The sequence below is a fragment of the Ignavibacteria bacterium genome, from assembly GCA_016707005.1.
In the GTDB taxonomy this organism is placed as follows: domain Bacteria; phylum Bacteroidota; class Ignavibacteria; order Kapaibacteriales; family Kapaibacteriaceae; genus UBA10438.
This window is the reverse complement of the sequence record JADJIQ010000005.1, coordinates 1-24,636: the sequence shown is the minus strand read 5'-3', so window position 1 is coordinate 24,636 and position 24,636 is coordinate 1. Positions and strand designations below refer to the sequence as shown.

Genomic DNA, 24,636 nt, shown 5'->3' with positions numbered 1-24,636 from the left:
TTCCCATGTCACCTCAGCGAGATCCGATCCGGATCGACATCACGGATCCGATCCTTATCCGCATTGCCGCACTGGCAGAAGAACGCGGTGTTGATGCCTATGTGGTAGGGGGCTATGTCCGCGATGCCGTTATGGGGCGCCTGCGCACTGATATCGACATCACGGTCGTTGGAGATCCACTGGAGTTCGCCAGAGCTGTTGCCGAGGTCTTTCGATCGAAGACGGTAGAATATGAGCGGTTCAGAACGGCACTAGTGCCAGTTGGTGACCATCACCTTGAATTCGTTGGCACGCGCAGTGAGCAGTATGAGGCTCACTCGCGAAATCCGATCGTTGTTGAGGGAACGTTGGAGGATGACCTGCGTCGGCGCGACTTCACGGTCAACGCTCTTGCAGCTTCCTTGCAATCTCACAACCTCGGGCAGATCGTTGATCTGTTCAACGGCGCAGATGATATCGAACGTCGCATCCTCCGCACCCCCCTCGATCCGATCGTAACGATGAGCGATGATCCGCTGCGAATGATGCGCGCCGCTCGTTTTGCCGCGCAACTGGAGTTTGAGATCGAACCCACGGTGATGGAAGCGATCACGTCGCTCGCCGAGAGGATCACGATCATCTCTCAAGAACGCATCACCGATGAGTTCCTGAAGATCCTTGCCGCAAAGAAGCCAAGCATCGGACTTCGCATCCTCTTTGTGACAGGTATCATGGAGCACATCTTCCCGGAGGTGCACAACCTTGCCGGGGTTGACCTCGTTCAAGCTGGAGCGCGTGAGTTCCGACATAAGGATGTGTTCTACCATACTCTGCAGGTGCTCGACAACGTTGCAGAGTGGTCGGATAACATCTGGTTGCGATTCGCAACACTGATGCATGACATCGCAAAGCCGCGCACGAAGAGATTCGTAGAAGGAACCGGCTGGACATTCCACGGTCACGAAGAAGTTGGTGCTCGTTGGCAAGAGCGGATCTTCCGAAGAATGAAACTCCCGATGCACCACCTCGCCTATGTACAGACGCTTGTTCGTTTGCATCAGCGTCCGATGATGCTTGTTGATGAAGGTGTAACGGATTCGGCGATCCGCAGGCTTGCCGTGCAGGCCGGTGATGCGATCAATGATCTCTTCACGCTCTGTCGGGCGGACATCACAACACGCAATGAACATCGTGCGTCGAAGTACCTGCGCAACTACGCTATCGTAGAAGCAAAGGTTGAGGACGTGCGCGAGCGTGATCAACTGCGGGCATTCCAAAGCCCCCTTCGCGGAGAGGACATCATGGAGATCACCGGTCTTGGTCCGTCACGTGTTGTTGGGTACATGAAGTGGATGATCGAAGAAGCCATCCTTGATGGCATCATTCCCAACGAGATCAATGCTGCTCGCGCCTATCTCTTCGAGAATCTTGAGCAATGGAAAGAAGATGGGAAGACAGCACAGTTTTCAAGAAGAGGTTAGGCGCATGTCCAAAATCATCTCTTATGCAGGCATTGAGCCTACGATCCACGAATCAGTATTCTTGGCTGACGGGGCAGTGGTGCTTGGTGATGTGCATATCGGTGCCGGATCGTCCGTGTGGTTCAATGTTGTGATACGTGGTGATGTGCACGAGATCCGAATTGGTGAGCGCACCAATGTGCAGGATCTCTCAATGCTCCACGTAACGTATAACAAACATCCGTTGCACATCGGTGACGGTGTTACCATTGGACATTGTGCAATGCTTCACGGTTGTACGGTGGGGGACTATGCCCTCATTGGGATGAATGCCACGATCCTCGATGGAGCACAGATCGGACATCACAGTATGATAGCAGCAGGTGCCGTAGTTCGAGAAGGTTTTGTTGTCCCGCCCGGAACACTTGCAGCCGGTGTGCCCGCCAAGGTCGTTCGGGAACTAACAGAGGCCGAGATGCAGAAGCTTGAACAGAGCGCTCAGAACTATATCGACTATGTTGCATCCTATCGCAACAACACCAACGTGAGGACAGACCGATGACAACAAAGAAGAAACAATCACTGGGATCGGCTCTGGCCATCATCCTGATATCGTCCTTCATCTGTTTTGCATTGACGATGACCGCTGCCGTGGTTACCGGTGAGTGGCTCTATGCCGTTGCCGGCGTGTTGTTCGTTGCTAGCGGTGGAGCAGGTGTTTGGGTTGTTGGGAATCTCAAGAAGAAGATCAGCGGGCAGTGACCATGACCACCCTTCCTATCCTCCGACACGACGTACAGATCTCCGTTCATCAGGAGGATGGCGAAAGCTACTTGGTCTTGCATGACCCGTTCTCGTTCGCAGACGGTCCGATCATGGTCCACTCCGATATGGTGGACGTCCTTCAAAGCTGCGATGGCATCACAACCATCGCTCAACTCGCCGAAGCTGCCAACGTTGAAGTGGATGGACCGGAGATGACCCGACTCATTCTCTTCCTTCGTCAGATGGATGAGATGGGGTATTTCGAGGGGGCTTCTTACGAACAACGGAAACTCAACGAACTGGACGCCTGGGCAGCGCTCACAGAACGTCCGGCCATATGCGCAGGTGGCACGTATCCTGCGGAGGAAACGGAATTGCGGGACTACATGGAAACCCTTCTGAGAAATGACGTAACTACGGAACGACGTAGTGACGAAATCACTCAAGGTCGAAATGACGAGGCTGCCGTAGCACCCGTTGCGATACTGATGCCGCACATCGACTTTCGGGTAGCGCCCGCAGTGTACGGTCCGGGGTTCGCCCCCTTGCAAGATCACGATGCAGACCTCGTGATCATGGTAGGCACCTCACATTATTGGGCTGATGATGCCTTTATCCTGACCGAAAAGGATTTCACTACTCCATTGGGGACAGTGAAGACAGACGTTGACCTCGTTCGAGCACTTTCAGAATCGTTGCCTGGCGTGGCCAAAACGGACATCGCCCATCGTCCGGAGCACTCCCTGGAGCTCCATTTGGTAGGCCTTCAGCATACGTGGGAGGGCAGGTCCTACACCGTTGTTCCCATTCTCGTGACCATGGCCGCACTAGAAGACGGTGTGCTGGAGCAGGCAGCAGAGGTTCTGCGAGAGGCCGTTGCCAAGTCAGGACGCAAGGCCATATGGCTTATCAGCGGCGATCTTGCCCATGTAGGGAAGAAATTCGGAGATGATCTGCCCGCCCAGGCGTTTATTGGTGATGTGAAGGGGGCAGACCAGCGCCTTCTGGAACATTTGCGTACTGCCTCGCCCGAGGCATATCATTCTGAGATCGTGGCCACCGACCACGCCTATCGTGTTTGTGGCCATGCCCCTACAGTATTGGCACTTACGGCTGTTCGGCCCACCTCCGGTTCCGTGGTTGCCTACGACATTTGGGACGAGACCGAGACCCAAAGCGCCGTCAGTTTTGCCTCCGTTCTCTTCCATTGAGCCCATATATCGTGGAGCTTTTGGTAAAAAGAGCTGGCTCCCGTATGTTTGCAAGCTCTAACAAATCCAATGTGACGCAGGAGCCCCTTCCGGGGAATGACCATGAATCAGCACGGTAAGATCACCAAATCGATACGCGAGCAAGATGTGCAGCGTGACTGGTGGGTAGTAGACGCAGCGGGATTGACCGTAGGCCGTCTCGCCACCCAGCTTGCAACAGTTCTTCGCGGCAAGCATAAGCCATTGTTCACACCACACGTTGACTGTGGCGACTTTGTAGTTGTCATCAACGCAGACAAGGTTGTGATGGAAGGCAAGCGCGCAGAGCAGAAGGAATATTTCCACAACACGGGATATCCGGGTGGTGGTCGTATGCGTTCGTTCACGAAGCTCATGCAGACACGTCCGGAAGAAGTGGTTGAGCTGGCAGTGAAGGGTATGTTGCCGAAGAACAGCCTTGGCCGCACGATCGTGAAGAAGCTCAAGGTCTATGCAGGCAGTGAGCATCCACACGCAGCGCAGATGCCAAAGCCATACGAGTTGCCGTATTTGCACCTCGGAACGAAGTGAACCTGGAGACCTTATGAAGATGTATGCTGGAACCGGCCGTCGCAAGACAAGTGTAGCTCAAGTTCGCCTCATGAGCGGAACGGGTAACGTTCTTGTGAACCGCCAACCGATCGAAGAATACTTCACTGTTGAGAATTACCGTCACGACGCTCTGCTTCCGCTTGAGCTGACGAAGACGAACCAACAGTTCGATGTGTATGTGACCGTACGTGGTGGCGGCAAGAGTGGTCAGGCCGGCGCTGTCCGTCTTGGTGTTGCTCGTGCGTTGGTCACGTACAACGAGGAGCTCCGTGCAGCCCTTCGTCCTGCTGGCGTTCTCACACGCGATCCGCGTATGGTTGAGCGCAAGAAGTACGGACAGAAGAAGGCTCGTAAGCGCTTCCAGTTCTCCAAGCGATAAGAAAACAACAACACACATGTGTGGGAATTCCCCCGGTGGAGCCCGCTGTCATTCTTCGCTTGTCGAAGGGGGCAATGGGTCCGGGGGTTCGAACCACACAGAGGATTCATCCATTACAACTCGAGGTCTATTATGCCAGCAGTCACCGTTGAGGCACTGCTCGAAGCCGGAGCACATTTCGGCCACCTTACGCGCCGTTGGGATCCAAAGATGCGTCCGTTCATCTTCATGGAACGGAACGGGATCCACATCATTGATCTGCGCAAGACACAACTCCTGATCGACATCGCGCGTGAAGCTGCTATGGAAGTAGCATCGCAGGGCCGTGGCGTACTCTTCGTTTGTACGAAGAATCAAGCCAAGGGTGCTGTTGAGAACGAAGCGAAGCGTTCGGGCTCCAATTACGTTTCTGAGCGTTGGTTAGGTGGAATGCTCACCAACTTCACAACGATCCGTAAGTCGATCAAGCGCCTCGGTGCTATCGATAAGATGGAGATCGACGGAACGTTTGAGAAGATCACCAAGAAAGAGCGCCTCATGCTCGGTCGCGAGCGCGATCGTCTGCGTAAGGTGTTCGGCGGTATCGAGGACATGACGCGTATCCCGGGTCTCCTCTTCGTAGTTGACATCAAGAAGGAACACCTCGCCATCAAGGAAGCAAAGATCCTTGGCATTCCGGTGATCGGTATCGTTGATACGAACTCCGATCCGGGCGAAGCAGACTTCCCGATCCCGGCCAACGATGATTCGATCAAGTCGGTCGATCTCATCACAAAGGTCATCGCTGATGCCATTGCCGAAGGTCGCGAGATCGCACGTGTAAAGACTGCAGAATTCTCAGCCGCTGGTGAAGCAGCAGGGAAGGACACCGAGAGCGACGATGCAAAGGTTCGCCGTCAGCTCCGCACCCGCAAGGGGCCAGGCAAGACCGAAGGCTCTGAGCATTAATCCTCACAAACTGAACTACAGAACGGAAATCGAATCATGATCAGCGCACAAACAGTCAAAGAACTCCGCGAGAAGACCGGTGCCGGTATGGCAGACTGCAAGAAGGCCCTTGAAGAAGCGGCCGGAGACATGCAGGCAGCCATCGATTGGCTTCGCAAGCGTGGAGCAGCTTCGGTAGCGAAGCGTGCAGACCGCGATGCCAACGAAGGTATCGTAGTTGTGAAGACATCGGCAGACGGCAAGACGGCAGCTATCGTAGAAGTGAATTGCGAGACAGACTTCGTTGCTCGCAACGATGAGTTCGTTGCGTTCGCTACAGCGATCTGCGATGCTATCCTTGCTCAGCCGATCACATCTGAAGATCAGCTTTGGACGATCGAATCCAACGGCAAGACACTTGGCAATCTCCGCGATGAGATCCTTGCAAAGTTCAGCGAGAAGATCGGTCTGCGCCGCTACGAGCGTATCGCTACAAATGGTCGCGTTATGGAATACACTCACGCCGGCTCGCGCCTTGGTGTGCTCGTGGAATTCGATGGAGCCGCCGGTAGCGATGAGATCAAGCCCCTTACTCGTGATGTAGCGATGCAGGTAGCTGCCATGCAGCCGATGTTCGTGGATCGTTCGCAAGTGAATCAAGAAGTTCTTGCAAAGGAACTCGAGATCTACAAGCAGCAAGCCATCGAAGAAGGCAAGAAGGAAGACATCGCTGAGCGCGTTGCTCAGGGTCGTCTCGGAAAGTTCTACGAAGAGCAAGTTCTTATCGAGCAGACCTTCGTCAAAGATCCGAGCAAGAAGGTGTCAGACATCGTTGCAGAGATCGGCAAGCTTTCTGGTGGCGATGTGAAGGTTGTTTCCTTCGTACGCTACAATCTTGGCGATAAGGTCTAACTCGTTCCGTACAACCATCGAGAGGCAGCCATGGCTCCGCTCTACAAGCGCATCCTGCTCAAGCTTAGCGGCGAATCGCTCATGGGTGAGCAACAGTATGGCATCGATGCCAATGCTCTGCGCGCGTTCGCAGAGGACGTTAAGGAAGCTCGCGACCTTGGCGTAGAGATGGGCATTGTCTTCGGTGGCGGAAACATCTATCGTGGTATGCAGGCAGAGAGCATGGGCATCGACAAGGTGTCCGGCGATCACATGGGAATGCTTGCCACGGTCATCAATTGTCTTGCGTTTCAGAATGCGCTGGAGTCGCTCGGGGTACCGACGCGACTCCAGACCGCAATCCGCATGGACCAGATCGCAGAGGCCTTCATCCGACGCCGTGCGATGCGACACCTCGAAAAGGGCAGAGTAGTTGTCTTTGGTGCAGGAACCGGCAACCCCTACTTCACAACAGACACAGCAGCGGTTCTCCGCGCCGTGGAGATCGAGGCCGATGTTGTGATCAAGGGAACTCGCGTAGACGGTATCTACGATAAAGACCCTGAGAAACACACCGATGCAAAACGATTCAAAGAGATCTCCTACAAAGAGACCTTGGATCGTGATCTGCGTGTGATGGATATGACGGCCATTACGATGGCCCGTGAGAACAAGAAACCGATCCTCGTCTTCAACATGAATGAGCGCGGCAATCTCCGTCGCCTCCTTCTCGGTGAACCAGTAGCAACGATCGTTAAGGAATAAGCAATGCCAGTAAAGAACATCGTCGATGATGCAGCTGTTCACATGAACAAGGCTGTAGAGCACGTTCAGCAACAACTCTCCAAGGTTCGCACGGGAAGAGCTTCGGCTTCAATGCTCGATGCGATCAAGGTGGAGTATTACGGAGAAGCAACACCGCTTGCTCAGGTTGGCAGTGTGTCGGTGCCGGACGCGCGCTCGATCGTTATTCAGCCATGGGATCGTACGGTGTTGGGCACCATTGAGAAGGCCATTCTTGCTGCGAATCTTGGCATCACGCCGCAGAATGATGGTCAGATCATCCGTATCTCTGTACCGCCCCTTACCGAAGAACGTCGGAAAGACATTGTTAAGCAGTGCAAGAAAATGGCCGAAGAAGGCAAGCTAGCAGTTCGCAACATCCGTCGCGATGCGAACGAAGAACTGAAGGTAGCTGAGAAGAAAGAACATTTCAGCGAAGACGATCGCAAGCGCGGTGAAGACGACATTCAGAAGAACACCGATAAGTACATCAAGGACATCGACACCATCCTTGTGGCCAAAGAAAAAGAAGTAATGGAGGAGTGATCATGCGTGGGTTTGTTCTTGCCGTCTGTCTTGTGTGCTCAGCTGCTATGCTCAGCGCAGGAGATGGAGTTGCCTTCACCACGATCACATCGTGGAATGAGGCACTCACCTTGGCGAAGTCCACTGGGAAGCCGATCTTCCTGGATGCCTATACCGACTGGTGTGGGTGGTGCAAGGTGATGGACAAGGAGACCTTCAGTGATCCCAAGGTAGCGAAGGTGATGAACGCTTCGTTTGTTTGCGTGAAGATGGAAATGGAGACCGGTGAGGGCGTGGATGTTGCGATGAAGTACCGCATTTCGTCCTACCCAACGTTTATGGTCTTTACAGCAGAAGGGATCCCAACCTATCGAGTATCCGGTTATCAGCCCCCTGAGAAATGGCTGGTCTCGTTAGCAGATGCCAAGGATCCGGCCCAAACGTTTGAAGGCCCCAGGGGTGACGCCCGAACTCAAACTCAACTTCCCGGAATGGCATCGGATCTCATTCCTCAAGGGATCTTCGAGAAGATTCCCGGATACAGCCGTTTCTCGCGCTTGGTTTGAGTCCTACCAGTACAAATACGATGAAGTAGCATGGGGCGTTTTGCTCCGTCAGGATCTCGGCGAAGAATGGGAACAGTGGGCACTTGCTCACGAGTCTGAATACCGTTCTCGTTATGGAGACGAAGTAGCCCAGCTGCGCAATAAGGCATCTCAGCGCTATTTCAACAGAGCCGTTGCATTGAAAGATCCCTCATGGCTCAAGAAGGCAATTGCGATTGAGAGTGACCTTCCTCTGGAAAAGCAAGAGCACTTGATGTATCGGTACAATGGACTCTACGGACAGCGCACGGGAACTTGGTCTATGGTATGAAGTACTGCGCGGTCGATGGCCGATCGGATGGACTACGAACGTCACGTTGATGAGATCAATGAGTTGTCGTGGAGTATCTACGAAAAGTGCTCAGACAAATCTGTGATCAACGATGCCCTGTATGCGATGGGGAAGATCTGTCAAAGCTCGAAAGCTGGCTGGATGATGGTTGATACCCATGCTGCACTCTTGTACAAGGCAGGTCGTTACACAGAAGCACGCACAGAAGCGGAGCGTGCAATTAAGGGTGGCAAGGCATCGGGTGCTGACGTGAAAGAGACCGAGGCACTCCTGGTAAAGATCAAGGCCGCTAAATGAGTTCGCTGGCTGTAGTACTCCTTTCCGGAGGAATGGACAGCTGCGTTACGCTGGCACAGGCCTTACGTGATGGATGTGAGGTTGCGGCTCTCCACGTGAACTACGGACAACGCACGCAGGCCCGAGAGCTCAGAGCCTTTACGCAGATCTGTGACCACTATGCCATCTCGCAGAGACTGGTGGTGGACATCTCCCATCTCGCCTCGATAGGGGGCTCCAGCCTTACCGACAAAACGATCGACGTAGAAGAGGCACATCTCGACGCCACTGAGATCCCCACGTCCTACGTTCCTTTCCGGAACGCGAATATCCTCGCGATAGCAGCGAGTTGGGCAGAAGTGCTCTCCGCCACGGCCATCTACATCGGCGCTGTGGAGGAAGACTCCAGCGGTTACCCCGATTGCAGGGCCGTATTCTTCCAGGCCTTTGAAGAAGTTGTCCACCTTGGTACGAAACCTGGACCACGCGTGCGAATTGTGACGCCCCTTATCACTCTCTCAAAACGAGAGATCGTTGAACGAGGGATAGAACTTGGCGCACCATTGGAACACACGTGGTCGTGCTATCGCAATGAGGATACTGCCTGCGGCACATGTGACTCCTGCGCACTCCGCCTGCGCGGATTCGAACAAGCCGGCATTGCAGATCCGATCGGGTATGACGTGCGACCTTCATACAATTGACAGTCTCACGTACGATCTGATCGATCTAACCAACGAAATCGTTGCCTATATCATCGCCTACCGCCAACAAGAAGCAAAGAAAGAAAAGTAATAAACCGCCTCTGCATAGTTCTACGGCCGTGGTATTACGGCTCTAAATGCAGTTTTATGCGTCCTTTTACCATGAACTCCGTACGTAGATACAACCAATCTTCGCAAGTACCTTCATTGTCATAGTTATACGTAGTCGGGCAGGTACAATACCCCTCTATCTTCGCTACCCCTAGGTAGGGCACTTTTTTGAAGAGGGAACTCTATGGGACGTTTGGTCCTCCTTTTATTGCTGGTCACGTGTAGCGCGGAATACCTTCCGGCGCAGACGCAGCTCGTGCGAACCGTGGTTGGAAATGGCGGTACTCTCGCTCTTCCGGCCGGTGACGGTAGCACACTTCTGTCGTCAACGGTAGGGCAGACGGTGATCTTCACCCAAGTTCGACCTGATGGCAGTATCGCTCACCAGGGCTTCTGGGTCCCGCTCGATTTCGGCCTCGTAGGCGTGGATGAAGAGTCAGACAACGCCTTGGCCGGTGACGTGATGAACTATCCCAACCCGTTCTCAACGTCCACAACCATCCGCTTTACCATCCCAATGGATGGACGTGTAACAGTACGCGTCTTCAATCTCATCGGTGATCTTGTCCGCACGATCACAGCAGACGTGTCCGCGGCGGGCTCGCAAGAGATCGCCTTCAATGCAGTCGACAACAATGGTGCGCCCCTTGCCGCAGGCACCTACATGTATGAAGTGGAGGGCACTACGGCCTCCGGTACTCCACTACGCCGTATGCAACGGCTCAACATCCTTCGATAATGAACATCACTATGGTCAGTTGTATGAACCGCTTGTTCCGCTTCCGCATCGCCGCACTTCTTGTGGGCGTTTTGCTGGTTATGGCTTCCACTGTGTCAACAGCACAGATCGCTCGCCAGATCTCCTACCAGGGTCTTCTTACGAATCCGCAGGGCATCCCGATCACGGATGGTCAATACGGACTCGTACTTCGACTCTATGACGCACCAACAGGTGGAAACCTGGTGTGGGAAGAGACTCAACAGACTCAGGTTGTGAAGGGGCTCTTCAATGTGTTGATGGGTGCCAACGTACCACTCGATGGCGTTGACTTCTTCAACACGCAGCTCTATCTCGAGACGGCCATTACGGGTCAGCCGCCGTTCCCACGGACGCGCCTTGCTGTTGTACCGTATGCAGTGCGTGCAGAGCGTGCTGATAAGGCTGGTGGACTTGACGACAGCGCAACCGGCGTTGTTCGCAGTCTGAATAGCGCACAAGGCGATCTTGTGATCAACGGTCGCAACGGCGTATCGGTTACGCGCAGCGGCGATACGATCCACATTGAATCCACCGTGACGTTCAACGGCATCATGTCGATCACGAGCCCGGAGAACACGATCAACGTTGGCAATCCAAGCGGACCGAACACAACGGTTGACGTTCGCGACGGCGCGATCTCAACGGTGAAGCTCGCCGATGGTGCAGTAACGAATGCGAAGATCCAGAACGGTGCGGTCACGACAACAAAGGTCGTTGACGGCGCTATTACTCTTCAGAAGCTTGCTCCGGGACTCATCCCAACCACACTTCCGCCATCGGGTCCGGCAAGTGGCGATCTTACTGGTTCGTATCCTGGACCACTGATCGCTCCAGGTGCAGTGACAACATCAAAGCTGGCAGACAACAGCATCACAACGCCGAAGCTCACTGATGGTGTGGTAACAACTCCGAAGCTCTCCGATAACTCGGTGACGAGCGCAAAGCTCTCGCCAACGGGTGTAACGGCTGGGACCTTCGGTAACACAACGAACATTCCGCAAGTAACAGTAGACGATAAGGGTCGCGTTACGGGCATCGTGAACATCCCACTTACGAACTTCCCTTGGATCGTTCCTGCTGGTGGTGACCTCACAGGTACCTATCCGAACCCGCTCATCGCGCCAAATGCGGTAACAACGAATAAGATCCTTGATGCGAACGTCACAACACCTAAGCTTGCTGATGGTGCCGTGACGAATTCGAAGCTCGGTGCGAACTCTGTAACTGGTGACAAGGTAGTGGACGGCTCGCTGACGATCAACGATCTCGCGCCCGGCACTATCCCAACAACGCTCCCGCCATCTGGTCCTGCCGGTGGTGAGCTCACAGGTACATATCCAAACCCACAGATCCAAAACGGCGTGGTTACAACAACCAAGCTTGCAGATGGAGCTGTTACGAATTCAAAGCTTGGTGCGAACTCCGTCACAACAGATAAGATCCTCGACGGAACAGTTCAAGCATTTGACCTTGCTCCGGGCCTCATCCCAACGGTCTTCCCGCCATCGGGAACAGCTGGTGGCGAGCTCACAGGAACGTATCCGAACCCGCTCGTACGTGACGGCGTGATCACAACCCCGAAGGTTGCGGACGGTGCCGTTACGAATTCAAAGCTCGGTGCGAACTCTGTAACAACGGATAAGATCCTCGACGGAACAGTTCAAGCTATTGACCTTGCTCCGGGCATCATCCCAACAGTGTTCCCGCCATCGGGTCCTGCTGGTGGTGAACTCACAGGCAGCTATCCAAACCCACAGATCCAAAATGGTGTGATCACCACAGCAAAACTTGCTGACGGATCGGTCACGGGTTCAAAGCTTGGTGATAACACCGTTACAACGAATAAGATCGTTGACGGTACGATCGGTCTTGTAGACCTCCAGCCGGGCTTGATCCCAACAACACTTCCGCCATCAGGCCCTGCCGGTGGTGCACTTGCGGGAAGCTATCCGAATCCAACGGTTGCTCCAGCGGCCGGTGATCAACTCCTCACAGCGATCAACAACGGCGCAACAGTTGGCAAGCTTGCCGACAACCGCCTCAACACAACAGGTGTAACGGCCGGTACGTACGGTGACGGCGCGAACGGCTTCGTTCCCCGCGTAACGATCGACCAATACGGTCGCATCACTGCAGCTGCAAGCCAGCAGATCTTCTCAGCACAACCATCTGGCGCAGCCGGTGGTGACCTTACGGGCACGTATCCTGCTCCGCTGATCAATGCAACGGCAGGTGCCGGTTCACGTATCGTAGACGCTGTTCGCACGGACTTCATTGCCGGCGATGCAGACATCAACACACCGAACAACCTTGTTGTTCTTGATGCATCGAACAGACTTCCTGCAGCGAACGCGTCGCAATTGACGAACATCAGCGCCGGTGCTATCACAAGCGGAGTTCTGGCAATTCAATACGGCGGTACAAACTCCGGTACATCACTCGTCAACAACCGACTCATGTGGTCGAACGGCGGGAAGATCGTTGAAGCTCCTCCAATGTCGGCAGGGCAGATCTTTATTGGTACGAGTCCAACAACCGCACCTGCTTCGGGTTCGATCGTTGCTGGTCCTGGTATCAACGTCACATACTCGAATCCGAACCTTATCGTTTCTAGCGTTGATGCACGTCTCGCAGCTGGCACAGCCAATGACCAAACGGTCCGTTGGGATGCCGGTCTGAATTCTTGGGTTCCGAACACGAACGTTCTGGCCACATCGGCTGGTAACGTGACAACGAACGGTAATCTTGTTGTGAACGGCTCAACAGAGTTGAAGGGGAACTCAGACGTTGGAGTGAATCCAAACACAACCAACTCGTTCGGTAAGGGTGCAAACTCAACCAACACCATCGGTTCTTCAACTGGGACGCACTGGATGTTCGGCACTACGAACATCAATGCGAACGTTGATGCGAACACGAACATCGGTATGATGTCGGGCAACACGTCCAGCATCGTTCTTGCTGCCGGCATCAATGGCAACATCACGATGGAGAACGTTGATCTTGATGTACCATATGCCTTCCTGTCGCTCAACCCATTCCGTCAGGTTCGCCAAACGCTTGGCACCAACCTCGCACTCGAAGGCATCCAATTCCAGAACGGAGCCTTCCGTTTGGGTAGCGAGAACACCACGATCAACCCGCTTCTTTCAACGCGGTACGTGAACCTTGCTAATCAGCAACTGAACTTCACCGGTGTGAACGGAACAAGGACGCTCATCAACCTGAACGGCGCCTTCCCATCGGTGAACATCACCGCTACAACGAACATCAATACAACGGGTACAGATCTCACAACGATCGGCAGCCCTGTAAGCAAGACGATCATCGGTGGCGAGCTCGACCCACGCGGCGTGATCCGCAATCAAATGGGTTCGGTTGTCGTTCTCGATGAATTCGAACAATACGGTCAAGCACAGATCAACTTTGGTACTGAAGCAAACACCTACATCGGTAATCCAACCGGTGCAGGTCAACAACAGAACGTAGAGATCGCAGTAGGGGGCGGAGTAGGCCCGAATGGTGATCTCAAGCTGATCAATATCAAGACAGAAATGCCAATCGACGATCTTCTGTGGATCCGCGCAGATAACAAGGTTCGTCGCATTCCATTTGCAGACCTCGACGATGAAGGTGTACACTTCCAAGACGGCAAGTTCCGTTTGGGTGTTGCCGCATCTGACGCTACACCACTTCGCACAAACTCGTACGACGAGAATCGTTTCGTGAACCTCGATGCATTCAAGCTCGGATTCACAAATGGTTCTGAGGGTGTTGACGGCGTAACGTTCTTCGACCTCAATGGTGCAACAAGCACGGTTGGTATCGGTGAAGTAGCAACTGCCTCACACCTCCTGACAATCAACGGTACTGCACAAACGAACGCTGTGGCTATGCCGAACGTCCGTATCCGTCACCTTGGCGGCCTGGAGTTCAACCCAACACCAGACCCAACGCAAGATTATGTTGACGTGAACACGAACGGCATCATCATTGGTGATCTCAACGGCGACCTCGTCAAGTGGGATGAATCCGATGTGATCGGTGCCTTCGCATGGCTCCGGACTGGTAATGAGATCATGGATGGCAACAACATCCTTGGTACACTCAATCCAGTCGATCTCGACGTTCGCACGAACAACGTGAACGCCATGACGATCAGCAATGTGGACCAAACGATCGGGATGGGTGCAGCCCCTTCCATTGCACTTGCCCGACTCAATGTTGACGCAACGGCACTTGGTGCTCCAGGTGTTGGCATCATTGCCAATGCCCAAGACGTTGGTATGCAGATCGGCACAACGGGCAACCCGGTGAATGCGATCGAAGTTGACGCTACGGGCGTTGGTCTCTTGATCCGCAAGAACAATCCAGTCGGTCCGATCGTTGGTGTGTCTATCGACAACTCGGTCACTGGCCTCCAAGTCACACGCGCACTCAATGCCATCGACGCAGATGGTAACGTACTCATCAATGGTGATGTGAATGTTCTCGATGACGGAACAAACCCAGCTGGTGGTGACGGTGTAACGCTCATTGAGTTTATTGAAGGTCCATCACAAGGTGGAGCAAATATTCTCACCGTTAACGACAACACGCTCAACGAACTCTTCCGAGTTTCCAAGCCAGCACCAAACGTTGCAGATGTCCGCATCGGCAACCTTCTCAATGACGGTCAACTCAACATCCACAACGGTGCCCCAGCAGGTCTTGCTCAGATCAATGTTGATCCAACACTTGCTGCAGTACGCGGATATCTGATCCCAACGATCGAAGGTCCTGGTACATTCGCCGTTGCAATCGGTCAAGGAAACGTAGACGACATTCTCCTTTCCAACGGTACGGGTAACCGCGCCATCTGGACAGGCTCGTCCATCGCAGAACAAGGTGTTAGCTACGTGAACGAAGGTGGTCCAAAGCGCTTCCGTATGGGCGGTCTTGCGAACACAGACGTACCATTCCTCGACAATCGCTTTGTCAATCTCAACACGTTCAACCTCTCGTTCACTGCTAACGGTGGTGCAAACACACCACTGCAGATCGTGGGCGGTGCAAACAGCGGTCTTAATCTGACGGCAGACGGAGCCGGAGCGATCACGGCTCTTGGAACAACGAATGTGAATGCAACTGGTGCTGCGGCAACCACGATCGGTGGTAACGGCAACACAACGTCCATTCTCTCGAACACGATCAACATTGGTACCGGTGCCTTTGCAACGGCTGTAAATGTTGGAACAGCTACGAACACCAATACGATCCTTGGCACAACAAACGCCGACGGTAACACAACGGTGAATGATGGCGCAAGTGCATTCACAACGCAGATCGGTACAGCCGGTAATACTGGAGCTGTGACGATCGGAAACACAAGCAACACCGTTTCGATCCTTGGTGGCACAAACACCATCACAGGTACAACAGACGTGAACACAACGGGCAACGCGGCTACAACAATCGGTTCGCTTGCAAACACAAGCCCCGTTGCAATTCGTGCAAACAACAACATCACTATCGATGTTAATGCCACAACGAACAACCTCATCCTCAACAACATCCTTTCGCTCAGCCCGATCCAAGACGTTCTCTGGATCACAGCAGGCAACGAAGTGCGTCGCGCGGCGTTTACTTCTATCGCGAACGAAGGAATCGAATTTGAATCCGGTGCCTTCCGCCTTGGCGGAACACCTGACGGAACAAACCCACTAGTGAGTGACCGTTACGTAAGCTTCGATGGTGTTGGTGGTCAACTCACCTTCAGCACATTTACAAGCGAGCGCATGCTTCGCTTCACAACGGCCGGCAATGTTGAGATCAATGCCAACGGTAACGGCTCAACAACCATTGGTAGTGCAACAGCCGGTGTCTTCTCGGCACAATCGGCAGGAAACGCTAGCATCACAGCAGGCGCAACCCTCTCGCTCGACGCTGTAACGATCAATGCGAACACAGGAACAGGCAATGTGAACATTGGCAATGCCGCCGGTACCAATACCATCCTCGGTTCGACTAACGCAGACGGCAATACGACCATTAATGACGGTGCGAGCGCCTTCACAACACAGATCGGTACAGGGGGCAATACAGGCCTTGTAACGATCGGAAGCGCAACCAATGCAGTTTCTATCCTCGGTGCTACGAACACCATCACGGGTACGAACAACAACATCAACGGCATCACAACCGTTGTTGGTACGACTGACGTAAACGTTACCGGTACTGCTAACACAACGATCGGTAACACGGCCGCTGGAGCAACAACTGTTACTCTTAACGCAGGAACAACCGGCAACATCGTTATGGGTGGTGTAGATGTAGATGCAACACCGATCAACCTTCTCTCGCTCAATGGAGCAAACGAAGTCCGTCAAACGGCACTCTCCGGAATGGCAGATCAAGGTCTCCAGTACGAAGGTGGCCAGTTCCGTCTTGGTAATAGCACCAACGGTCTTACGCCGATCACTTCGGGTCGCTTCGTTCGCGTAGGTGGTGGTGGAAATCTCACCTTCAACACGGCCGGCAACACGATGCTTGATCTTGCCAACACAGGCAACGTAGGCATCAGCACAACAGGTGGTGGTACAACAACGATCGGTAGTGCTGCAGCCGGTACAGTTACTGTTCGTGCTCCACAAGTCAATATCAACGCAACGGGTGGAAACACAAGCATTGGTTTGATTGGATCAACCAACACCATTACTGGTACCACGAACCTTGTATCTGGTGGAACGAACACGGTAACGTCAACAGGAAACAACAACATCACAGCTGTTGCAACAAACGCGATCACTGGTCAGAACAACAACATCACTGCGATTGTTGGGGCCAACACGATCTCGGGAACAACCAACATCAACACGGGCGTTTCGCCATCAAGCACGGTGATTGGTAATACGACTGTCCTTGGCGGATCCGTAACACCCAACGCGGGTACGGCTGGTAACATCGTGATGGGTGAGTAGATGCTGATGCAACGCCGATCAGCCTTCTCTTCTTGAATGGTGCGAATCAAGTACGCCAAACGTCACTCCGGAATGGCTGATCAAGGCATTCAATATGAAGGCGGTCAGTTCCGCCTAGGTAACAGCACACAGACGGCAACACCCCGATCGCATCGGGTCGGTTCGTACGTGTAGGTGGTGGTGGAAACCTCACCTTCAATACGGCGGGCAACACGATGCTCACCCTAGCCAACACCGGCAACGTTGGACTCAGCACAACCGGCGCCGGAACAACAACGATTGGTAGTGCAGCTGCAGGTGCAATCACGGCTCAGTCGGCATCAAATATTGATCTGACAGCAGGAACAACACTCGGACTTGCTTCGGCAACAACAAACATCAACACCGGTTCTGGTGCTGTGAATATTGGTAATGCTGCAGGAACGAACACTGTTCTTGGTACGACGGATGCTGATGGAAACACGACGATCAACGACGGTGCAAATGCCTTCACAACAAGCATCGGCACAACCGGCAATACGGGTGCGATCACGATCGGAAACAATGCGAACTCAACAGCGCTGAATTCGGCAACTGTGACAATGGCGAACATTCCGGCTGGACTTCAGTCTGATGATCGTTTGGTCATCGATGGTGGTGGTCAGATTCGCCGCGTCCCATCTGTTGGTGCCGTGTACTTCGCACGTAAGGCCGCAACAGAAGTTCGTAATGGCGGAGTTGTTCCGGCTGTAGATCCAGATCTTACAATCGCCGTGGCTGCTGGTCAAACATTCGAATTTGAAATCTATGTGCAGTACAGCGGTTCAAACTCTCCTGAGAGTTCATTGGATCTTGCTGTGGACGGACCTGTTGGTGCTCCTACTGATATCTCGTACGGTATCGTAACGGCCGGACAGGCTCTGGCTCCGTCAAACGTTGATGGTTCAGGATCCCTAATCAGCAACATCGGTGTCGATATCACTCCTACGCAACGCATCACGGTGCTTGTGAAGGGCTTCATCACAACGAATATTGCTGGTAATGTTACTCCTCGTTTGGGGGCGATGACACGGATGATCTTCCCAGGGCTTCCGATAGAAACGCTCACAGTTCACGCGAACTCCTATATCAAGCTAACGCGCGTTCAGTAATCGCTGCCCCAACCCAACAAAGAACATGAGAATGAAGGACACTCATGAACACGCAACGCACTATCAAGATCTTGGCTCTGGGGCATCCTTACGGCCTTGAGCGCCGGCATAGCCAGTGCTCAAACCGGTTCGCTTCAGGGTCGGCAGCTCTTCCTCTACGACGGAGGCACTGCTGCAAACCTGAATCGGATCACGCTTCAGACGCCTGTGATGCCACGTTAGTAGCCACTGGGTTGAAACCTCATTTCCGGCAACGGCCGGAACTGTGAACCAGCTCATGGTTAACACAGGATCAGGTGTTCTGACTGGACGTCGAACCTGACCCTTTGTTGATCTCACGCTGACGGGCAACTCTCGGCGTTGGTGGCAACACCACGCTCGGTGATTTACCAACAGACGTGGTCACGATCAATGGTACAGTGAATTCCCGAATCTTGCGCCTGGTCTGCCCCTTCAGACGAATCTCTCAGGGGAAGTTGTCTCTGAACTGATCAACCTCACAGCAGCTGCAGACATCACCGGTATTCTTCCGGTTACGAATGGTGGTACAGGCCTCAATGCCGTTGGCTTGGGAGACATCATCTACGGCAGTGCTGCGAACACGTACTCAACACTCCCAATCGGCGTGGCTGGTGAGTATCTAGGCGTCACCGGCGGTCTTCCTGACTGGAAGCCTATCGCAAGCGACATGTGGGTACTTGGCGGAAACACATCCGGTATCACTGGTGTGAACAACATCCTTGGTATCAACATGGTGTCGGCAGCCCCACTGAGAATGTATTCCCAACCCTTACGGATCTTATTCTGACGGGTAACCTGCAAGTTGATGGAAATACAATACTTGGAAGTAATGGAGTAGACGTAGTTACAATCAATGGAGCTACCCTCCATTCCCGAACCTTCACCAGGCTTACCTCTTCAGACGAATGGTGCGCTTGGTTGTTAGTGAACTGATCAACCTTGCGGGAACAACAGATACAACCGGTGTCTTGCCCGTTGCTAACGGTGGTACCTGAATTGCAAACATCCCCGCCAATTGATCGTCTATGGTAACGGGTACGGGTCCGGTAACGCCAATCACCCTGGAAACAACCAGATCCTGTATCTCTTCGCGGTGCGGGCGTGCCAACATGGTCTAGCTTCCTTCCAACAGCAACAACAATCCGTTTAATCAGATCTCTACAGGCACGAATAGCACAGCGGCAATGACTGTGAACAATGGTGCGTCTGTTCATTAGGTACTGCCGGGCGCAATCATTCAGTCGAACCAGTTCATTACGAGCACATCAATTAGTTCCGGCAGTAGATCTTGCAACCACTGAAGTAAACGGCATCCTTCCAATCGCGCAATGGCGGTACCGAGCAAGCACCGCAGTTACCAAAACTTGTCGAATCTGGCGGTCAGCTTCCAGGATGCGGACCTCACAGCGATCCTCACCAGTTATCCAACTGGCAACCTGCTCCTGGCGTTAGGCAGTATTTATGCAACGCGATGTTCATCGGTTCCTCACCGATCGCAGTTGCTGATAGCGCGGAGTAGCAGGCGCAATCCAACGATCTCACCACGGGCACCGGTTCCAGTTGTAAAATGGCGGCATGGGGCCAAGCACTGCACCAGTCAATTCGATTCTCTACGCAAGTGCAGCCAATACGTATTCATCGCTCACACCAGGTAACAACCAGATCCTAATCTCGGGTCCTGCAGGTGTTCCGGTGTGGTCGAGCTCGCTTCCAATAGCTACAACGGTTCCGTTCAACCAGATCTCTACTGGAGCCAACAGCACCGCTGGGATGACAGTAAAACAATGCAGCATCGATTGTTCTCGGAACAGCCGGCGCGATCATTGAAGCAAATAGATCTCATCGGCAGCGGTTCCACAACCAATGCTGTTGACCCCGCAACCGCAGAAGTAATGGTGTCCTTCCAATCGCTAACGGGGGTACGGGCTCAGTACTACGCCACTGAATCAGATCCCCGTTGGAATGGGGCCGTCCACTCACTTACGAATCTCAGCACGATTGCTTGATACCGGGTGGAACACAGGTATCAAGCAGGAGCTAATAACATCCTTGGTATCACAGATGTAAAACGCAAACCGGATTTTTACAACAATGTTCAGCGTAACGACTCATTGCGTCTGATGGATTAGGTCGGCATTGGAACTGCTCGAAGCAGAACGTGTATCAGTTGGCATTAGCTGTGAACCCGGGGCTTCACAGCAGTAGGCACCCCAACAATCTCAGCGGCTGGAACGGAACTCGTGCTTGAGCATTCCACCGACGTAGTTCGGCTTTTCACGACTTCGTCTTCAACATCGCAACGGATCCAATGGCATTGTTCGAAACAGATCCAGCTGGTCTCGGCCTGGTCGTGACTTTGATTCAAGCCGGGCACTGGTGTTCAATCTAACATTCGCCTCGAAACCCGTGGCGCTTCGCTCAGGAATATTGCCAACACTGCGAACGGTGAGTTTGAGCTTCTATGGCTTCAACCACTTCTCCCCTTGTATGTGCCCTCTATTGGACGCCGCCGCGGCTTTGAGAATGTTGATGTCGGTATCGGCGACGCTACTCCTAATTCTCGTTTCACCGTTGGTAACGCTTCCTGAGTTTCGGGGTTAGCGCAACCGGCGATCTGATCTCCGGTATTAAGAACGTTCCGTACGTATGGCCCGCAGCAAACGGAACTGGTGTGCTTTCTAACGACGCAGCTGGCAACCTTTCTTGGTCTCCTGTTAGTGCAACGTCGCTCGCAGGAGTTCTACCAATCGCTAACGGCGGTACTGGTTCTGTCAACAGCGGGTAGCGCCCGACAAATCTTGGCGCACAACCGGTAGATGGCAGAACCCATCGATCTCTGGGCTAGCAGGCACCGGCTTTCTGCTGTTCAAACAGGCGCCGGTACATATGCGCACAACGCACCATCGTAGGCGTTTTGCCGATCAGCGTTGCTGATGGGAACGGTGTTGCGGGCAATCCTACGATCTCTTTACCGGCATCGTTCCAGTAGCGAATGGCGGAACAGGTCAAGACTTCAGCAGCAACGGCCGGCCCCATCATGGTAAAAGCGCCCCCCCGGCGTGTTCTCAACACTCCAGTGGGGGTTGTGCAGCATGACGATACTACGGTATTCCTGCGGAATTCCTAGCTGGGCTGCCCCGGCTAGCAGTTCGTTCTCTGCTATCACAACCGGTGTGAACGCAGGTCAGACACTTGAAGTTGGTTTAGGTTCATCACTCGCGCCAATCTCGACAGGAACCATCACTGCGAATGTATTGTCCGGCCTTGCCGGTAACGGTATGGTTGCACGCACAGCTGCAGGCACGTTCACAAACCGCACTGTCCTAGGTGTATCACCTATCAGTGTTGCAATGGCAGCGGTGTTGCCGGTGACCCAACGATCTCTTACCTCAGGAATTGTTCCAGCGAATGGTGGAAGAGGGCAGGACTTCTCTGCCGTAAACGCCAATCTGACCAATCATGTACGCCAACGCGGTCGGTATTTCACAACCTTAACAGCAGCATCTAAATGCGACGTTTGACACCCGCCAGCCGGTGTGCCATCATGGGTGCCAACAGCTCGGCTTTCCTTCCCAGCGATCGCAACAGGAACGAACGCTACTGCAACGATGACCGTGAATAACGGCATCGATCTTGCTTCTGGTACTGCCGGCGCGACTCATTCAGTCGAACGAGCTTGTTACGAGCTCATCGGTTAGTTCGGCAGTTGATCTCGCTACAACGGAAGTCAATGGTATCCTCCCGATCGCTAACGTGCGCAGTAATGGTTCGCCAACAGCAGGTGGCGCAACTCCCAAACCCTTGGCGCACAACCGGTAGATGCGGAACCTACAGCGATCTCTGGACTGGCAGGCACTGGCTTCGCTGTTCCCAAACAGGCGCTGGTACATATGCACAACGCACAATCGTTGGTGTATCTCCGATCAGTGTTGCAAATGGCAGCGGTGTTGCGGGTAACCCAACGACTCGCTCAATTGGGGTCTGTCTCCGTAGCGAATGGTGGAACAGGGGCAGGACTCCCCCGCCGTTCCAATTCAATTCAATCTGTACGTCAACGGCGTTTTTCGGCTTCACAACCCTATGGCAGCAGCAGTCAACGGCGACGTCTCGACACTCACAGCTGGTGTGCCACTGGGTGCCAACAGCTGGAAGCTTTCCATTCTCAGCGATGGGCTACCACAGGAATCGAACGTTACTGCAACGATGACCGTGAATAACCGCGACGTATCAATGTTGCTTTGTACTGCTGGCGCGGATTGGTCTAAGTTGAACGAGTTTATTAGGAAGCTATTTTGGTTAGTTCTGCAGTTGATCTCGCCAAGAACGGAAGTCACCGGCATCCTCCGATCGCTAACGGCGGTAGCGTGGGTTCAACAACGGCAGTGGCGCTTCTTGCCGAAACCTTGCGCACAGCCGGTTGATGCAGACCCCATCTACCTTTACCGCTGGAGCGCAAATCTGACAGGCATCCTTGTTCGCACTGGTGTAGACACCCTACAATACCCGACTCATCGCAGGTACAGCCAACGGGATCACCGAATAAATGGCGATGGTGTTGTTGGTAATCCTATGATCTCAATTCTAACTGCAGTGACATTCACTCCTAAGACGGCGACTCAGATGGCACGCCCACCGGTTCAAACGCCCCGGTGTCAAGAGGCAACCAAGACCGCAATGGGTGAACAAGCCAATGTGTCAGTTCCAGTAACTAAGGCACTTCGAGCACAAGTGGCGCCTTTGTGAACACTGGGAGATGGTTGAAATCAGCAACGAACGAAACAGATATGTAACAGTCTATGTGTCTCTTCCTGCCGGTTGAGATGGATCGTCAATGTGTGTACGCTTCCGCAGGAAGCCGGAACAGCTGGTGCGAATGCCGTTATTGTCCGCCTATTGTCACTTCTGTCTACTGCCACTGCATCTGCAGGCGGCACCGCCGGTGCCAATCGCCGCCCCCATTGTCTACTCTGGGGACGAAGCTCGCCGGGTTATCCTGTCAGCAATCACTACAACCGTGCAATCAGCAAGGAATCATCCAAATGAAACGCACAAACACTCTTACTTGCGATTACAGGGATTCTCCTTGGAGTCGTTGTTGGTAACGCTCAGCTCAATCTGGTTCTCAGGTTAGTGGTCGGTGCTCGTACACTTACGGACTAAATGAGAAACTGCCAACGGCCAACAAATCAGTTAAAGAGAAGTCGAAGCCGTGGGGGCGAACCGAGCCTGGGACGCGGAAGAAAGTAAGAAACGTCTTGTAATCAGTGGGCATTGTACGATCGACTAAGCAACTCAGTAAAACCTCGGAAAAGCTAGCCAGTTCCTATGATCCCGTATATACCGGCACAAGTACAACGCCGAAGTGCCGACAACCGTAGTGCCGGCAAGAAGACGGTAACTACGCAGCACTGCGATTTTATTTCAGAACCAACGAGCAATCATGATCTCTTCTCGAATACTGTTGTCACTTCTTCTCACTGTGTGCAGCCTGCCCAGCCAAAGGCGCAACAGCACAACGCATAAGAACCGTGCATGCAACCAACGAATGGTCAGTCATTCGTACGCTGCCATCAAGTTCAACCGTGCAACAGGCTGATCAGCCTTCCCGACGGACCCACCACTCACTGCGGGTTTCACCTCGGTAGTGCTTCTGTGTCTGGCAATACAGTGACCACCGCTTAAGCTCCACCATGGGACCCACTGCCATCATCATATTGGGTGGGAAAACAGTCGATTGATCAGAGGCTGCGCAGGCTTACGCGGATGCAACGGATATGCGGTTCTACGTGGCTCCGAACAAGGCATACTACGTTGAAGGCTTCTTCCGGATAAAGGACTCAGGCGTGATGCAAAATGCTGACGTGCGGATCGACTTTGAGGTTCCCTCCGGCACCTCGGATCAACTATTATTACGGGAGCTCCACACAGACCACTGGAGCGTTTTCATAAATTGATGCCGACGCGGGGGCCGGCTTTACGGAGTCGGTAGACGCACCGCTTCGGGCGAATAGTGCGGGCAAAAAGCTACCACAACATCCGGCGCCGGCGGGATCGTAATCCGGGCAACAACACCTGGCTTTGTGCAGCTGCGGTGTCGCACGCGATGGCGGAGCTGGTTCTGTGAATCTCTTGCAGAACTCGGTGATGAAGATTTTCACGGACTAAAAACAATCCGCCAGAAACTCGAAAGAGTTCTTGGCGTACTGGGACGAGCAGTGGTTAAACGAACCAACGCCGAATTGTAACAGCGCTAATCGTTTTGGTATG

General features: G+C 53.5%; 27 protein-coding genes. 24 read left to right on the top strand and 3 right to left on the bottom strand.

The genetic code is table 11. The features are described 5' to 3' along the window. Positions 1-5 precede the first annotated feature (5 nt). The 17 genes from IPI29_08715 to IPI29_08635 all read left to right on the top strand — a co-directional run bounded on the left by IPI29_08715 (position 6) and on the right by IPI29_08635 (position 18,348). Positions 6-1,460 (top strand): HD domain-containing protein, encoded by a 1,455-nt coding sequence (locus IPI29_08715; GenBank protein MBK7412620.1) that lies wholly within the window; start codon positions 6-8, stop codon positions 1,458-1,460. A gap of 4 nt (positions 1,461-1,464) precedes the next feature. Next, on the top strand, positions 1,465-2,001 hold the full coding sequence (locus IPI29_08710; GenBank protein MBK7412619.1) for a gamma carbonic anhydrase family protein: 537 nt from the start codon (positions 1,465-1,467) through the stop codon (positions 1,999-2,001). Continuing rightward, on the top strand, positions 1,998-2,201 hold the full coding sequence (locus IPI29_08705; GenBank protein MBK7412618.1) for a hypothetical protein: 204 nt from the start codon (positions 1,998-2,000) through the stop codon (positions 2,199-2,201). Before IPI29_08710 ends, IPI29_08705 begins: the two co-directional genes overlap by 4 nt. A 2-nt stretch (positions 2,202-2,203) precedes the next feature. After that, positions 2,204-3,415 carry an AmmeMemoRadiSam system protein B gene (gene amrB / locus IPI29_08700; GenBank protein MBK7412617.1) on the top strand — a complete coding sequence of 404 codons (1,212 nt, stop codon included), beginning with the start codon at positions 2,204-2,206 and terminating at the stop codon, positions 3,413-3,415. A gap of 102 nt (positions 3,416-3,517) precedes the next feature. Beyond that, entirely contained in the window at positions 3,518-3,985 is a 468-nt protein-coding gene (gene rplM / locus IPI29_08695; GenBank protein MBK7412616.1) for a 50S ribosomal protein L13, read from the top strand. A 13-nt stretch (positions 3,986-3,998) separates the two neighbouring features. Next, a complete protein-coding gene (gene rpsI, locus IPI29_08690) occupies positions 3,999-4,385 on the top strand; it encodes a 30S ribosomal protein S9 (protein ID MBK7412615.1) in 387 nt (128 codons plus the stop codon). Between the two features lie 132 nt (positions 4,386-4,517). Then, positions 4,518-5,333: a 30S ribosomal protein S2 gene (rpsB, locus tag IPI29_08685; protein ID MBK7412614.1), complete on the top strand. Its 816-nt coding sequence runs from the start codon at positions 4,518-4,520 to the stop codon at positions 5,331-5,333. A 36-nt stretch (positions 5,334-5,369) separates the two neighbouring features. Next, entirely contained in the window at positions 5,370-6,224 is an 855-nt protein-coding gene (locus IPI29_08680) for an elongation factor Ts (GenBank protein MBK7412613.1), read from the top strand. A 30-nt stretch (positions 6,225-6,254) separates the two neighbouring features. Beyond that, positions 6,255-6,968, top strand: a complete 714-nt coding sequence (locus IPI29_08675; GenBank protein ID MBK7412612.1) for a UMP kinase — start codon at positions 6,255-6,257, stop codon at positions 6,966-6,968. A gap of 3 nt (positions 6,969-6,971) precedes the next feature. Beyond that, positions 6,972-7,532 (top strand): ribosome recycling factor, encoded by a 561-nt coding sequence (gene frr / locus IPI29_08670; GenBank protein MBK7412611.1) that lies wholly within the window; start codon positions 6,972-6,974, stop codon positions 7,530-7,532. Positions 7,533-7,534: 2 nt separating this feature from the next. After that, entirely contained in the window at positions 7,535-8,077 is a 543-nt protein-coding gene (locus IPI29_08665) for a DUF255 domain-containing protein (GenBank protein ID MBK7412610.1), read from the top strand. After that, on the top strand, positions 7,971-8,387 hold the full coding sequence (locus IPI29_08660; protein ID MBK7412609.1) for a hypothetical protein: 417 nt from the start codon (positions 7,971-7,973) through the stop codon (positions 8,385-8,387). Before IPI29_08665 ends, IPI29_08660 begins: the two co-directional genes overlap by 107 nt. A gap of 15 nt (positions 8,388-8,402) precedes the next feature. Continuing rightward, the gene (locus tag IPI29_08655) at positions 8,403-8,705 is read left to right on the top strand and encodes a hypothetical protein (protein MBK7412608.1); all 303 of its coding nucleotides are present in this window, start codon (positions 8,403-8,405) and stop codon (positions 8,703-8,705) included. Then, positions 8,702-9,388 carry a 7-cyano-7-deazaguanine synthase QueC gene (gene queC, locus IPI29_08650; GenBank protein ID MBK7412607.1) on the top strand — a complete coding sequence of 229 codons (687 nt, stop codon included), beginning with the start codon at positions 8,702-8,704 and terminating at the stop codon, positions 9,386-9,388. Before IPI29_08655 ends, queC begins: the two co-directional genes overlap by 4 nt. A 295-nt stretch (positions 9,389-9,683) precedes the next feature. Then, positions 9,684-10,238: a T9SS type A sorting domain-containing protein gene (locus IPI29_08645; protein MBK7412606.1), complete on the top strand. Its 555-nt coding sequence runs from the start codon at positions 9,684-9,686 to the stop codon at positions 10,236-10,238. A gap of 23 nt (positions 10,239-10,261) precedes the next feature. Continuing rightward, entirely contained in the window at positions 10,262-17,218 is a 6,957-nt protein-coding gene (locus tag IPI29_08640; GenBank protein MBK7412605.1) for a hypothetical protein, read from the top strand. Between the two features lie 215 nt (positions 17,219-17,433). After that, a complete protein-coding gene (locus IPI29_08635; GenBank protein MBK7412604.1) occupies positions 17,434-18,348 on the top strand; it encodes a hypothetical protein in 915 nt (304 codons plus the stop codon). A gap of 63 nt (positions 18,349-18,411) precedes the next feature. Here the strand turns inward: IPI29_08635 and IPI29_08630 are convergent, their stop codons facing one another. Further along, positions 18,412-18,687 (bottom strand): hypothetical protein, encoded by a 276-nt coding sequence (locus IPI29_08630; GenBank protein ID MBK7412603.1) that lies wholly within the window; start codon positions 18,685-18,687, stop codon positions 18,412-18,414. A 229-nt stretch (positions 18,688-18,916) separates the two neighbouring features. Here IPI29_08630 and IPI29_08625 point away from each other — a divergent pair, with 229 nt between their 5' ends. Further along, positions 18,917-19,156 carry a hypothetical protein gene (locus IPI29_08625; GenBank protein ID MBK7412602.1) on the top strand — a complete coding sequence of 80 codons (240 nt, stop codon included), beginning with the start codon at positions 18,917-18,919 and terminating at the stop codon, positions 19,154-19,156. 102 nt (positions 19,157-19,258) lie between these two features. Here the strand turns inward: IPI29_08625 and IPI29_08620 are convergent, their stop codons facing one another. After that, positions 19,259-19,480, bottom strand: a complete 222-nt coding sequence (locus tag IPI29_08620) for a hypothetical protein (GenBank protein ID MBK7412601.1) — start codon at positions 19,478-19,480, stop codon at positions 19,259-19,261. A gap of 583 nt (positions 19,481-20,063) precedes the next feature. Here IPI29_08620 and IPI29_08615 point away from each other — a divergent pair. Beyond that, entirely contained in the window at positions 20,064-20,375 is a 312-nt protein-coding gene (locus IPI29_08615) for a hypothetical protein (protein ID MBK7412600.1), read from the top strand. An 835-nt stretch (positions 20,376-21,210) separates the two neighbouring features. Here IPI29_08615 and IPI29_08610 read toward each other — a convergent pair. Then, a complete protein-coding gene (locus IPI29_08610; GenBank protein ID MBK7412599.1) occupies positions 21,211-21,438 on the bottom strand; it encodes a hypothetical protein in 228 nt (75 codons plus the stop codon). 23 nt (positions 21,439-21,461) lie between these two features. On the opposite strand from IPI29_08610, the gene IPI29_08605 reads away from it, so the two are divergent. The 5 genes from IPI29_08605 to IPI29_08585 all read left to right on the top strand — a co-directional run bounded on the left by IPI29_08605 (position 21,462) and on the right by IPI29_08585 (position 23,892). Beyond that, positions 21,462-21,890 (top strand): hypothetical protein, encoded by a 429-nt coding sequence (locus IPI29_08605; protein MBK7412598.1) that lies wholly within the window; start codon positions 21,462-21,464, stop codon positions 21,888-21,890. Positions 21,891-21,905: 15 nt separating this feature from the next. Beyond that, on the top strand, positions 21,906-22,067 hold the full coding sequence (locus IPI29_08600; GenBank protein ID MBK7412597.1) for a hypothetical protein: 162 nt from the start codon (positions 21,906-21,908) through the stop codon (positions 22,065-22,067). A gap of 382 nt (positions 22,068-22,449) precedes the next feature. Continuing rightward, positions 22,450-23,112 (top strand): hypothetical protein, encoded by a 663-nt coding sequence (locus IPI29_08595; protein MBK7412596.1) that lies wholly within the window; start codon positions 22,450-22,452, stop codon positions 23,110-23,112. A 72-nt stretch (positions 23,113-23,184) separates the two neighbouring features. Further along, the gene (locus tag IPI29_08590) at positions 23,185-23,412 is read left to right on the top strand and encodes a hypothetical protein (GenBank protein MBK7412595.1); all 228 of its coding nucleotides are present in this window, start codon (positions 23,185-23,187) and stop codon (positions 23,410-23,412) included. A 282-nt stretch (positions 23,413-23,694) separates the two neighbouring features. Beyond that, complete coding sequence (locus IPI29_08585) at positions 23,695-23,892, top strand: hypothetical protein (GenBank protein ID MBK7412594.1); 198 nt, start codon at positions 23,695-23,697, stop codon at positions 23,890-23,892. The last annotated feature ends 744 nt before the right edge of the window (positions 23,893-24,636 follow it).